Consider the following 12,261-nt stretch of genomic DNA (forward strand, 5'->3'; position numbering starts at 1 on the left):
CCGTCATGGTCACAGGCTCGTGATCACACGACATCCATCAAGACTAGCAGCTCTCGCGCCACGTCCTTGACAGAGGTGTTGACCAGGGTCTCGTCGAACTCCGGTTCGGCGGCGAGTTCGATCTTCGCCGCCTCCAGGCGGCGCTCGATGACCTCGGGCGGCTCGGTGCCGCGGCCGGTGAGCCGGCGCACCAGCTCGTCCCAGGAGGGCGGGGCCAGGAACACCAGCTGGGCCTCGGGCATGGACTCACGGACCTGCCGGGCGCCCTGGAGGTCGATCTCCAGGAGGACCGGGACCCCGGACTCCAGGTGCTCGAGCACGGCCGCGCGAGGCGTGCCGTAGCGGTTGCCCGCGAACTCGGCCCACTCCAGCAGCTCACCGTTGGCGATCAGCTTGTCCATCTCGTCGTCGCCGACGAAGAAGTAGTGGACTCCGTGCTTCTCCCCGGGGCGGGGCTTGCGGGTCGTCGCCGACACCGACAGCCACACCTCGGGATGTTCCTTGCGCATATGGGCGACGACCGTGCTCTTACCGACCCCGGAGGGGCCGGAGAGCACGGTCAGCCGCGGACGTACGTCCGGGGGCTCGGGGGTCGTCCCCCGGAATGTTGCAGCCATGCAGCGATTATTCCAGCAATCCCGGGGTGCCCGGAACGTCAGTCCCGGACCACCCGGCACTCAGGAGCCGGTGCTGCCGAACTCGCGCTCAAGGGAGGCGATCTGGTTGGACCCGAGGCCACGCACGCGGCGGCTCTCGGAGATGCCGAGTCGCTCCATGATCTGCTTGGCGCGGACCTTGCCCACGCCCGGCAGGGACTCCAGCAGGGCGGAAACCTTCATCTTGCCGATGACGTCGTTTTCCTGACCCTGCTTGATGACCTCGTGAAGGGAGGCGCCGGAGTGCTTGAGTCGATTCTTGACCTCGGCCCGCTCCCGGCGAGCCGCGGCGGCCTTTTCGAGCGCGGCTGCGCGCTGTTCGGGGGTAAGGGGCGGAAGAGCCACGCCTACGTCACCTCGGATGTCGAACTGTCGGATACGGACCGGTGAGGAACCTAGTCGCCCCACACCTAGGGAGTTACGAGCAACACGCTGCGCCCGTTCACTCTGCTCGGAGACTAGCGGCCAAGTCCGCCGGAGTCAGCGAGAACAGAGGAAAAGTCCTGGTCAGCCTCCATCAGGACTGGACATTTCAGACATATAGCCCTGGATTTGAGGATGTATCCAGCCTCAAGTCGGCCTGGAAGGCGGTCGGCGGCGGCCTCCGAGTGCCTCAGACGGCCGTCACCGCCGCCTCGATCTCCCGCGCGAACCGGTCCGCGGCGGCCCGCAGCGCGCCGACGTCGGGACCGTGCCGCAGCACGCCCCTGCTGACGTTGGGCACGACGTTGCGCACCGCCGCGCCGAACACCCCGGGAAGGTCGGCCGGCGTCGCGCCCTGGGCCCCGATGCCGGGCGCGAGGAGCGGACCGTGGATGTCGAGGTCGTACGACGACAGGTCGCCCAGCGTGGCTCCGACGACCGCCCCGAAGGACCCCAGCGGCTCCTCGCCCGCGTTCTCGGCCGCCAGGTGGGCCAGCATCGTCGCGCCGACCGAGCGGCCGTCCGCGCGCACCGCGTGCTGCACCTCGCCGCCCTCCGGGTTGGAGGTCAGGGCCAGTACGAACAGGCCCGCGCCGTTCTCGCGCGCCAGGGCGACGGCCGGGGCCAGCGACCCGTAGCCGAGGTAGGGCGAGACGGTCAGCGCGTCCGAGAACAGCGGGGCGTCCTTGTGCAGGAAGGACTCGGCGTAGGCGGCCATGGTGGAGCCGATGTCCCCGCGCTTGGCGTCCATGACGATCAGCGCGCCGGCCGCCCGCGCCTCCTCGACCGACTTCTCCAGCACGGCCACCCCGCGGGAGCCGAAGCGCTCGAAGAACGCGCTCTGCGGCTTCAGGACGGCGACCCGGTCGGCCGTCGCCTCGACGACCGTGCGGCTGAACCGCTCCAGACCGGCCACGTCGTCGTTCAGGCCCCACTCGGCGAGCAGGGAGGCGTGCGGGTCGATGCCCACGCACAGCGGCCCGCGCTCGTCCATCGCGCGGCGCAGCCGGGCGCCGAAGGGTTCCAGAGAGCTCATGCGGCCTTCCTGACGTCCGCGCCGACCGCGTCGGCGAGGGTGGGGTACGGGCTGGTGCGCAGGCGCGCGGCGAGCCCCTTGTGCACGGCACGGGCCCAGAAGGGACCCTCGTAGATGAAGGCGCTGTAGCCCTGGATCAGGGTGGCGCCCGCGAGGATGCGCTGCCAGGCGTCCTCGGCGTCCTCGATGCCGCCGACGCCCACCAGGGTGATCCGGTCGCCCACGCGCGCGTAGAGGCGGCGCAGCACCTCCAGCGAGCGGGCCTTCAGCGGCGCGCCGGACAGTCCGCCGGTCTCCTGGACCAGTGCGGGCGACGAGGTCAGACCGAGTCCCTCGCGCGCGATGGTGGTGTTGGTGGCGATGATCCCGTCCAGGCCGAGTTCGACGGCCAGGTCGGCGACGGCGTCGACGTCCTCGTCGGCGAGGTCCGGGGCGATCTTCACCAGCAGCGGGACCCGGCGGTCGGTGACCACGCGGTCCGCGGCCTCGCGCACGGCGCCGAGCAGCGGGCGCAGCGCCTCGGTGGCCTGGAGGTTGCGCAGACCGGGCGTGTTCGGGGAGGAGACGTTGACGACCAGGTAGTCGGCGTACGGCGCCAGCCGCTCGGCGGACTTCACGTAGTCGCCGACGGCCTCCGCCTCCGGGACGGCCTTGGTCTTGCCGATGTTCACGCCCACGACGGTCCTGAACACGGTCGTCCGCGCGGCCAGCCGGGCCGCGACCGCGAGCGAGCCCTCGTTGTTGAAGCCCATGCGGTTGATCAGCGCCCGGTCCGGGACCAGGCGGAACAGCCGCTTCTTGGGGTTGCCGGGCTGCGCCTCCCCGGTCACCGTGCCGATCTCGATGTGGTCGAAGCCGAGCATCGACATGCCGTCGATCGCGACGGCGTTCTTGTCGAAGCCGGCCGCCAGCCCGAACGGGCCGTGCATCCGCAGCCCGAAGGCCTCGGTGCGCAGTTCCTTGTAGCGGGGCGCGAGCGCGGCGGCCGCGAAGGTGCGCAGGACGGGGACGCGCGCCGCGAGCCGGATCCAGCGGAAGGCCAGGTAGTGGGCCTGCTCGGGGTCCATGCGCCGGAAGACCAGACGGAAGAAGAGTTTGTACATCTCGAAAGTCCTCGAGTCCTCGGGGGCCCTCATGACGTGGGGGGCCATGACGTGGGGGGCCGTCGTTGAGACGTGGGGGCCGTCATGAAGAGGGGGACACCGTTTCCGGTGTCCCCCTCGGGGCCGCTAGTCGCGCGCCGCGGTCAGGCGCTGCGCGTGCTCCTGGAGCGAGCGGACGCCCACGTCGCCGTGGTTGAGCGCGTCGATGCCCTGGACGGCGGCGGCGAGCGCCTGGACCGTCGTCAGGCACGGCACGGCCCGGGCGACGGCGGCCGTACGGATCTCGTAGCCGTCGAGGCGGCCGCCGGTGCCGTACGGGGTGTTGACGATGAGGTCGACCTCGCCGTCGTGGATGAGCTGGACGATGGTGCGCTCGCCGTTCGGTCCGGTGCCCTCGGACTGCTTGCGCACCACGGTGGCGTTGAGGCCGTTGCGCTTGAGGACCTCGGCCGTGCCGGAGGTGGCGAGCAGCTCGAAGCCGTGGGCGACCAGCTCGCGCGCCGGGAAGATCATCGAACGCTTGTCGCGGTTGGCGACCGAGATGAACGCGCGGCCCTTGGTGGGCAGCGGCCCGTACGCGCCCGACTGCGACTTGGCGTACGCCGTGCCGAAGACGGAGTCGATGCCCATGACCTCGCCGGTGGAGCGCATCTCCGGGCCGAGGACGGTGTCCACACCGCGGCCGGAGGTGTCCCGGAAGCGGCTCCACGGCATCACGGCCTCCTTGACGGAGATCGGCGCGTCCAGCGGCAGCTCGCCGCCGTCGCCGGTGGCCGGCAGCAGCCCCTCGGCGCGCAGCTCGGCGACGGTGGCGCCCAGCGAGATCCGCGCGGCGGCCTTGGCCAGCGGCACCGCGGTCGCCTTCGAGGTGAAGGGGACGGTGCGCGAGGCGCGCGGGTTGGCCTCCAGGACGTAGAGGATGTCGCCCGCCATCGCGAACTGGATGTTGATCAGTCCGCGGACGCCCACCCCGCGCGCGATGGCCTCGGTGGAGGCGCGCAGGCGCTTGATGTCGAAGCCGCCCAGGGTGATCGGCGGCAGGGCGCACGCCGAGTCGCCGGAGTGGATGCCGGCCTCCTCGATGTGCTCCATGACACCGCCGAGGTAGAGCTCGTGGCCGTCGTAGAGGGCGTCGACGTCGATCTCGATCGCGTCGTCGAGGAAACGGTCGACCAGGACCGGCCGGGTGGGGCTGATCTCGGTCGACTCGGCGATGTAGGACGACAGCCGGGTCTCGTCGTAGACGATCTCCATGCCGCGGCCGCCCAGGACGTACGACGGGCGCACCAGGACCGGGTAGCCGATCTCGTCGGCGATGGCCTTGGCCTCGTCGAAGGTGGTGGCGGTGCCGTGCTTGGGGGCCGGCAGGCCGGCCTCGGCGAGCACGCGCCCGAAGGCGCCCCGGTCCTCGGCCGCGTGGATGGCCTCGGGGGAGGTGCCCACGACCGGCACGCCGTTGTCCTTGAGGGCCTGCGCCAGGCCCAGCGGGGTCTGGCCGCCGAGCTGGACCACGACGCCCGCGATCGGACCGGCCAGCGACTCGGCGTGCACGATCTCCAGCACGTCCTCCAGGGTGAGCGGCTCGAAGTACAGCCGGTCGGAGGTGTCGTAGTCGGTGGAGACGGTCTCCGGGTTGCAGTTGACCATCACGGTCTCGTAGCCCGCGTCGCTCAGCGCGAAGGAGGCGTGGACGCAGGAGTAGTCGAACTCGATGCCCTGGCCGATGCGGTTCGGGCCGGAGCCCAGGATGATCACCGCGGGCTTCTCGCGGGGCGCGACCTCGCTCTCCTCGTCGTAGGAGGAGTAGAAGTACGGCGTCTTCGCGGCGAACTCGGCGGCGCAGGTGTCGACGGTCTTGTACACCGGGCGGATGCCCAGCGCGTGCCGCACCTCGCGCACGACGTCCTCGCGCAGCCCGCGGATCTCGCCGATCTGCTGGTCGGAGAAGCCGTGCCGCTTGGCCTCGGCCAGCAGGTCGACGTCCAGGCGCTCGGCCGCGGCGAGCTCGTCGGCGGTCTCCTTGATCAGGAAGAGCTGGTCGACGAACCAGGGATCGATCTTCGTGTGCTCGAAGACCTCCTCGGGCGTGGCGCCCGCGCGGACGGCCTGCATGACCGTGTTGATCCGGCCGTCGGTGGGCCGCACCGACGCGCGCAGCAGCTCGTCCTTGTCGCCGGGCTCGCCGACGAAGGTGAACTGGCTGCCCTTCTTCTCCAGCGAGCGCAGCGCCTTCTGGAGGGCCTCGGTGAAGTTGCGGCCGATGGCCATGGCCTCGCCGACCGACTTCATGGTGGTGGTGAGGGTGGAGTCGGCCGAGGGGAACTTCTCGAAGGCGAAGCGCGGGGCCTTGACGACGACGTAGTCGAGGGTCGGCTCGAAGGAGGCCGGGGTCTTCTCGGTGATGTCGTTCGGGATCTCGTCGAGCGTGTAGCCGACGGCGAGCTTGGCCGCGATCTTGGCGATGGGGAAGCCGGTCGCCTTGGAGGCGAGGGCCGAGGACCGCGAGACGCGCGGGTTCATCTCGATGACGATGATGCGGCCGTCGTCGGGGTTGACCGCGAACTGGATGTTGCAGCCGCCGGTGTCGACGCCGACCTCGCGGATGATCGCGATGCCGATGTCGCGCAGCCGCTGGTACTCGCGGTCGGTGAGCGTCATGGCCGGGGCGACGGTGATGGAGTCGCCGGTGTGGACGCCCATCGGGTCGAAGTTCTCGATGGAGCAGACGACCACGACGTTGTCGTTCTTGTCGCGCATCAGCTCCAGCTCGTACTCCTTCCAGCCGAGGATGGACTCCTCCAGGAGCACCTCGGTGGTCGGGGAGAGCGTGAGGCCCTGGCCGGCGATGCGGCGCAGCTCCTCCTCGTCGTGGGCGAAGCCGGAGCCGGCGCCGCCCATGGTGAAGGAGGGGCGGACGACGACCGGGTAGCCGCCGAGCGTGTCGACGCCGGCGAGGACGTCGTCCATGGAGTGGCAGATGACGGACCGGGCGGACTCGCCGTGGCCGATCTTCTCGCGCACGGCCTCGACGACACCCTTGAAGAGGTCGCGGTCCTCGCCCTTGTTGATGGCCTCGACGTTGGCGCCGATGAGCTCGACGCCGTACTTCGCGAGCACGCCCTGCTCGTGCATCGAGATCGCGGTGTTGAGGGCCGTCTGGCCGCCGAGGGTCGGCAGCAGGACGTCGGGGCGCTCCTTGGCGATGATCTTCTCGACGAACTCGGGGGTGATCGGCTCCACGTAGGTGGCGTCGGCGATCTCCGGGTCGGTCATGATCGTCGCCGGGTTGGAGTTGACGAGGATGACCCGCAGGCCCTCGGCGCGCAGGACGCGGCACGCCTGGGTGCCGGAGTAGTCGAACTCGGCGGCCTGGCCGATGACGATCGGGCCGGAGCCGATGACCAGGACGGACTGGATATCGGTGCGCTTAGGCACGCTGGCCCTCCATCAGAGATACAAAGCGGTCGAACAGGTAGGCGGCGTCGTGCGGTCCCGCCGCCGCTTCGGGGTGGTACTGGACGGAGAAGGCCGGCTGGTCGAGCAGGTGCAGTCCTTCCACGACGTCGTCGTTGAGGCACACGTGGGAGACCTCGGCGCGGCCGAAGGGCGTCTCGCTGACCCGGTCGAGCGGCGCGTCGACGGCGAAGCCGTGGTTGTGCGCGGTGACCTCGACCTTGCCGGTCGTACGGTCCTGCACCGGCTGGTTGATGCCGCGGTGGCCGTACTTCAGCTTGTAGGTGCCGAAGCCGAGGGCGCGGCCGAGGATCTGGTTGCCGAAGCAGATGCCGAACAGGGGCGTCTTCCGCTTCAGGACGGCCGTCATCAGCGCGACGGGGCCGTCGGCGGTCGCCGGGTCGCCGGGGCCGTTGGAGAAGAACACACCGTCGGGGGCGACGGCGTAGATCTCGTCCTCGGTCGCGGTGGCGGGCAGCACGTGCACCTCGATGCCGCGCTCGGCCATGCGGTGCGGGGTCATGCCCTTGATGCCGAGGTCGACGGCGGCGACGGTGAACTTCTTCTCGCCGACCGCCGGGACGACGTAGGCCTCCTTGGTGGCGACCTCCTCGTACAGGCTCGCGCCCTTCATGTGCGGCTGGGCCTGCACACGGGTGACGAGTTCGGCGTCGGTGGCGATCGCCTCGCCGGAGAAGATGCCGGAGCGCATGGAGCCGCGCTCGCGCAGGTGGCGGGTGAGGGCGCGGGTGTCGATGCCGGAGATGCCGACGACGCCCTGCGCCACCAGTTCCTCGTCCAGCGAACGCTCGGCGCGCCAGTTGGAGGGCACGCGCGCGGGGTCGCGGACGACGTAGCCGGAGACCCAGATGCGGCTGGACTCGTCGTCCTCGTCGTTCCAGCCGGTGTTGCCGATCTGTGGGGCGGTGGCGACGACGATCTGCCGGTCGTACGACGGGTCGGTGAGGGTCTCCTGGTAGCCGGTCATGCCGGTGGAGAACACCGCTTCGCCGAAGGTCTCCCCCACGGCCCCGTAGGCGCGGCCGCGGAAGACCCGGCCGTCCTCCAGGACGAGTACGGCGGGAGTTTTGGCGGCTCCCCTGGTGGAGGTGGTCATCGTGCGCCTTCCGTCGTTTCCGTCTTTTCGATCATCGCGTTGATGGTGTCGACCCACTCGTTGTGTTCGGCCGCCCGGTCGGAGCGGAACCCGGAGTCGATCAGCCGGTCGCCGTGGGCCCAGGTCACGACCAGCAGGCCGCCCTCGGTGAGCACCTTGCCGGCGATGCCCTTGTCGAGCCGGGCCTCGCGCAGCGCCTGGCGCGGGACGAAGAAGTCGTCCGCGCCGGGGCGTACGACGTCCAGGCCCGCGTCGGTCAGCGTGAGCTCGGCCCGGCTGCGGGTGCCCAGGCCGCGCGCCACGATGCGGTCCAGCCACTGCCCGGCGGTGGTGGAGCCGTGGTAGCGGCCGCTCATGCCCAGTCTCACCGGACCGGGCTCGTCCGGCGCGGTGGGCAGCTCGGGCAGGTCGCCCTGGAGGGTGCCGCGCCACTTCCAGCCCTCGCGCATCAGCCAGTAGACGAGCGCGACGAAGAGCGCGAGTCCGACGAGCCAGCCGATGCGGGCAGCCCAGTCGGTGACCTCGGCCGATCTCTTCTCGGCGGCCAGCAGGATTACAGGTGTCACGTGAGCTTCCCGTCGACGAGGGTGGCCTTGCCCCGCAGCCACGTGTGCGTGACACGGCCCGGCAGCTCGCGGCCCTCGTAGGGAGTGTTGCGGCTGCGCGAGGCGAAGCGCGCGGGGTCCACCGGTCCACGGTATTGCGTGTCCACCAGGACGAGGTTCGCGGGCTCACCTGCCGAGACAGGTCGTCCATGGCCGGAGGCCTGTCCGATCTGCGCCGGCCTGACCGACATCCGGTCGGCGACGCCCGCCCAGTCGAGCAGCCCGGTGTCGACCATCGTCTCCTGGACCACCGACAGGGCGGTCTCCAGGCCGACCATGCCCATGGCGGCCGCGGCCCACTCGCAGTCCTTGTCCTCGTGCGGGTGCGGGGCGTGGTCGGTGGCGACGATGTCGATCGTGCCGTCGGCGAGCGCCTCGCGCAGGGCGTGCACGTCCCGCTCGGTGCGCAGCGGCGGGTTGACCTTGTAGACCGGGTTGTACGAGCGCACCAGCTCGTCGGTGAGGAGCAGGTGGTGCGGGGTGACCTCGGCGGTGACGTCGATGCCGCGGGACTTGGCCCAGCGGACGATCTCGACGGAGCCGGCGGTCGACAGGTGGCAGATGTGGACGCGGGAGCCGACGTGCTCGGCCAGCAGGACGTCCCGGGCGATGATCGACTCCTCGGCCACCGCGGGCCAGCCGCCCAGGCCGAGTTCGGCGGAGACGACGCCCTCGTTCATCTGGGCGCCCTCGGTGAGCCGGGGCTCCTGGGCGTGCTGGGCGACGACGCCGCCGAAGGCCTTCACGTACTCCAGGGCGCGGCGCATGATCACGGCGTCGTCGACGCACTTGCCGTCGTCGGAGAAGACGGTGACGCCGGCGGCGGACTCGTGCATGGCGCCGAGCTCGGCGAGCTTCCTGCCCTCCAGGCCGACGGTGACGGCCCCGATGGGCTGCACGTCGCAGTAGCCGTGCTCCTGGCCGAGCCGGTAGACCTGCTCGACCACACCGGCGGTGTCGGCGACCGGGAAGGTGTTGGCCATGGCGAACACGGCGGTGTAGCCGCCGGAGGCGGCGGCGCGGGTGCCGGTCAGGACGGTCTCGGAGTCCTCGCGGCCCGGCTCGCGCAGATGGGTGTGCAGATCGACCAGGCCCGGCAGCAGGACCTTGCCGTCGGCCTCGACGACCTCGGCGCCCTCGGCGTAGAGTCCGGTGCCCACGGCGGCGATCGTCGCGCCGTCGATCAGCACGTCCTGGGGCTCGCCGCCGAGCACCTTCGCACCACGGATCAGGATCTTGCTCATCGTCTTACTTCTCCTCGGTGGCGGTGGTGCGGGCTTGGGTGCCGGCGGGCTCGTTGCCGCCGAGCAGCAGGTAGAGGACCGCCATGCGGATGGAGACGCCGTTGGCGACCTGCTCGACGACCGTGCAGCGCTCGGAGTCGGCGACCTCGGCGGTGATCTCCATGCCGCGGACCATCGGGCCGGGGTGCATCACGATCGCGTGCTCGGGCATCTTCGCCATGCGCTCGCCGTCGAGGCCGTAGCGCCGTGAGTACTCGCGCTCGGTCGGGAAGAAGGCGGCATTCATGCGCTCGCGCTGCACGCGCAGCATCATCACGGCGTCGGACTTGGGCAGCACGGCGTCGAGGTCGTAGGAGACCTCGCAGGGCCAGGTCTCCACGCCGACCGGCACCAGGGTGGGCGGGGCGACCAGGGTGACCTCGGCGCCGAGGGTGTGCAGCAGGTCGACGTTGGAGCGGGCGACCCGGCTGTGCAGGACGTCGCCGACGAGGGTGATCCGCTTGCCGGCCAGGTCCTGGCCGATCCCGGCGTCGCGGCCGACGAGCCGGCGGCGCATGGTGAACGCGTCCAGCAGGGCCTGCGTGGGGTGCTGGTGGGTGCCGTCGCCCGCGTTGATCACGGCGGCGTCGATCCAGCCGGAGGTGGCCAGGCGGTACGGGGCGCCGGAGGCACCGTGCCGGATGACCACGGCGTCGACGCCCATGGCCTCCAGGGTCTGCGCGGTGTCCTTCAGGGACTCGCCCTTGGAGACGCTCGACCCCTTGGCGGTGAAGTTGATGACGTCCGCCGAGAGGCGCTTCTCGGCGGCTTCGAAGGAGATCCGGGTGCGGGTCGAGTCCTCGAAGAAGAGGTTGACGATCGTGCGGCCGCGCAGGGTCGGCAGCTTCTTGATCGGCCGGTCGGCCACCCGGGCCATCTCCTCGGCGGTGTCGAGGATCAGGACGGCGTCGTCGCGGGTGAGGTCGGCGGCCGAGATGAGATGACGCTGCATCTTTCAGGCTCCGTAAGGCAGTTCAGGCGGGGAGGCGGGTCCGGGGGTGTCCCCCGGAGCGGCGCGGCGGGCGTGCGCGGGCACACGGGCAGGGCGTACGTCGCCGACGTACGCCCCCGTGTGACTACTGCTCGTCCGGGACGGTCCGCTTCGCGCCGAGCAGCACGGTGTCGCGACCGTCCTCCTCGGCGAGCTGGACCTTGACCGTCTCCCGCAGCGACGTGGGGAGGTTCTTGCCGACGTAGTCGGCGCGGATGGGCAGCTCGCGGTGGCCGCGGTCGACGAGGACCGCGAGCTGGACCGCGCGGGGGCGCCCGATGTCGTTCAGGGCGTCGAGGGCGGCGCGGATCGTGCGGCCGGAGAAGAGCACGTCGTCGACGAGGACGACGAGGCGGCCGTCGATCCCGTCACCGGGGATCTCGGTGCGGGCCAGCGCACGCGGCGGGTGCATACGCAGGTCGTCGCGGTACATCGTGATGTCGAGCGAGCCGACCGGGATCTTGCGGTCGGTGATCTCCGCCAGCTTGTCGGCGAGCCGCCGGGCGAGGAAGACGCCCCGGGTCGGGATGCCGAGGAGCACCACGTCGTCGGCTCCCTTGGCGCGCTCGACGATCTCGTGGGCGATGCGGGTCAGCACCCGCGCGATGTCCGGGCCCTCGAGAACGGGCCGCGCATCGGGAAATGATGTGTCCATACGAAACGGACCTCCTTCTCCGCCTCACGGGACGGACCTTAAAGGACGTCGGGATTGCGCCATCCACGTTAGCAGGCCGACACGACCGTCCTGATCACCCCCTTGGCGCAATCGATCGCCGCGTTCCCGGAAGCGTCGGTGTGGACCATTCGGCTTGACGCAGGAGAATCACGCTGCGTAACCTCACAGTGAGTTACCAACTGCGTGGCGGGAACCAACGCCAGCCGCGTCGACCCAGTGCCGGGGAGCCATATGTCCAGCGAATACGCCAAACAGCTCGGGGCCAAGCTCCGGGCCATCCGCACCCAGCAGGGCCTTTCCCTCCACGGTGTCGAGGAGAAGTCCCAGGGACGCTGGAAGGCGGTCGTGGTCGGTTCGTACGAGCGCGGTGACCGTGCCGTGACCGTACAGCGTCTTGCCGAACTGGCGGATTTCTACGGCGTTCCCGTACAGGAGCTGCTTCCGGGCACCACCCCTGGCGGCGCCGCCGAGCCGCCGCCGAAGCTGGTGCTCGACCTGGAGCGCCTGGCCCACGTGCCGGTCGAGAAGGCCGGCCCGCTCCAGCGGTACGCGGCCACGATCCAGTCGCAGCGCGGTGACTACAACGGCAAGGTGCTCTCGATCCGCCAGGACGACCTGCGCACCCTCGCCGTCATCTACGACCAGTCGCCCTCGGTGCTCACCGAACAGCTGATCAACTGGGGTGTCCTGGACGCGGACGCGCGGCGCGCGGTCGCCCACGAGGACAACTGAGCAAGAGCCGTCTCAGCAGAAACGTGCCGCCGGGGTGGCCGGAACTTCACCGTTCCGGCCACCCCGGCGGCTTTCTGCGGGCCTCATGAGCCTCATGGGTCCCACTGGACCCCTTGCATGCCGGAGGGCCCGCGACCGCGAGATCGGGGGACCGACGGGAGGCCAAGGGGGGACCCCCCAAAGCAG

General features: G+C 70.6%; 11 protein-coding genes. 1 reads left to right on the forward strand and 10 read right to left on the reverse strand.

All coding sequences use genetic code 11. The features are described from left to right. Positions 1–23: 23 nt before the first annotated feature. From gmk to pyrR, 10 genes are all read right to left on the reverse strand, one after another. Positions 24–617 carry a guanylate kinase gene (gmk, locus tag ACWC24_RS31050; RefSeq protein WP_450666206.1) on the reverse strand — a complete coding sequence of 198 codons (594 nt, stop codon included), beginning with the start codon at positions 615–617 and terminating at the stop codon, positions 24–26. 60 nt (positions 618–677) lie between these two features. Beyond that, positions 678–1,001 carry an integration host factor gene (locus tag ACWC24_RS31055; protein ID WP_003977346.1) on the reverse strand — a complete coding sequence of 108 codons (324 nt, stop codon included), beginning with the start codon at positions 999–1,001 and terminating at the stop codon, positions 678–680. A 268-nt stretch (positions 1,002–1,269) separates the two neighbouring features. Next, positions 1,270–2,115 carry an orotidine-5'-phosphate decarboxylase gene (pyrF, locus tag ACWC24_RS31060; protein ID WP_450666207.1) on the reverse strand — a complete coding sequence of 282 codons (846 nt, stop codon included), beginning with the start codon at positions 2,113–2,115 and terminating at the stop codon, positions 1,270–1,272. Then, positions 2,112–3,218 (reverse strand): quinone-dependent dihydroorotate dehydrogenase, encoded by a 1,107-nt coding sequence (locus ACWC24_RS31065; RefSeq protein ID WP_450666208.1) that lies wholly within the window; start codon positions 3,216–3,218, stop codon positions 2,112–2,114. The genes pyrF and ACWC24_RS31065 overlap by 4 nt, the downstream gene beginning before the upstream one ends. Before the next feature lie 126 nt (positions 3,219–3,344). Continuing rightward, positions 3,345–6,653, reverse strand: a complete 3,309-nt coding sequence (carB, locus tag ACWC24_RS31070) for a carbamoyl-phosphate synthase large subunit (RefSeq protein ID WP_450666209.1) — start codon at positions 6,651–6,653, stop codon at positions 3,345–3,347. Next, the gene (gene carA / locus ACWC24_RS31075; protein ID WP_450666210.1) at positions 6,646–7,788 is read right to left on the reverse strand and encodes a glutamine-hydrolyzing carbamoyl-phosphate synthase small subunit; all 1,143 of its coding nucleotides are present in this window, start codon (positions 7,786–7,788) and stop codon (positions 6,646–6,648) included. Before carA ends, carB begins: the two co-directional genes overlap by 8 nt. After that, positions 7,785–8,354 (reverse strand): PH-like domain-containing protein, encoded by a 570-nt coding sequence (locus ACWC24_RS31080; protein ID WP_450666211.1) that lies wholly within the window; start codon positions 8,352–8,354, stop codon positions 7,785–7,787. Before ACWC24_RS31080 ends, carA begins: the two co-directional genes overlap by 4 nt. After that, positions 8,351–9,637, reverse strand: coding sequence for a dihydroorotase (locus tag ACWC24_RS31085; RefSeq protein WP_450666212.1), 1,287 nt, complete (start codon positions 9,635–9,637; stop codon positions 8,351–8,353). Before ACWC24_RS31085 ends, ACWC24_RS31080 begins: the two co-directional genes overlap by 4 nt. Before the next feature lie 4 nt (positions 9,638–9,641). Further along, a complete protein-coding gene (locus tag ACWC24_RS31090) occupies positions 9,642–10,628 on the reverse strand; it encodes an aspartate carbamoyltransferase catalytic subunit (protein ID WP_450666213.1) in 987 nt (328 codons plus the stop codon). 124 nt (positions 10,629–10,752) lie between these two features. Further along, positions 10,753–11,322 (reverse strand): bifunctional pyr operon transcriptional regulator/uracil phosphoribosyltransferase PyrR, encoded by a 570-nt coding sequence (gene pyrR / locus ACWC24_RS31095; protein WP_450666214.1) that lies wholly within the window; start codon positions 11,320–11,322, stop codon positions 10,753–10,755. A 252-nt stretch (positions 11,323–11,574) separates the two neighbouring features. Here pyrR and bldD point away from each other — a divergent pair, with 252 nt between their 5' ends. Next, positions 11,575–12,075 (forward strand): transcriptional regulator BldD, encoded by a 501-nt coding sequence (bldD, locus tag ACWC24_RS31100; protein ID WP_152893850.1) that lies wholly within the window; start codon positions 11,575–11,577, stop codon positions 12,073–12,075. Positions 12,076–12,261: the final 186 nt, after the last annotated feature.

This window comes from Streptomyces sp. NPDC001443 (assembly GCF_053597355.1).

What these genes read in the sequence shown, in the direction of transcription:
- ACWC24_RS31065 (WP_450666208.1), bottom strand. Translation starts at nt 3,218, where the DNA reads ATGTACAAACTCTTCTTCCGTCTGGTCTTCCGGCGCATGGACCCCGAG.
- gmk (WP_450666206.1), bottom strand. Translation starts at nt 617, where the DNA reads ATGGCTGCAACATTCCGGGGGACGACCCCCGAGCCCCCGGACGTACGT.
- ACWC24_RS31085 (WP_450666212.1), bottom strand. Translation starts at nt 9,637, where the DNA reads ATGAGCAAGATCCTGATCCGTGGTGCGAAGGTGCTCGGCGGCGAGCCC.
- pyrR (WP_450666214.1), bottom strand. Translation starts at nt 11,322, where the DNA reads ATGGACACATCATTTCCCGATGCGCGGCCCGTTCTCGAGGGCCCGGAC.
- pyrF (WP_450666207.1), bottom strand. Translation starts at nt 2,115, where the DNA reads ATGAGCTCTCTGGAACCCTTCGGCGCCCGGCTGCGCCGCGCGATGGAC.
- ACWC24_RS31090 (WP_450666213.1), bottom strand. Translation starts at nt 10,628, where the DNA reads ATGCAGCGTCATCTCATCTCGGCCGCCGACCTCACCCGCGACGACGCC.
- carA (WP_450666210.1), bottom strand. Translation starts at nt 7,788, where the DNA reads ATGACCACCTCCACCAGGGGAGCCGCCAAAACTCCCGCCGTACTCGTC.
- bldD (WP_152893850.1), top strand. Translation starts at nt 11,575, where the DNA reads ATGTCCAGCGAATACGCCAAACAGCTCGGGGCCAAGCTCCGGGCCATC.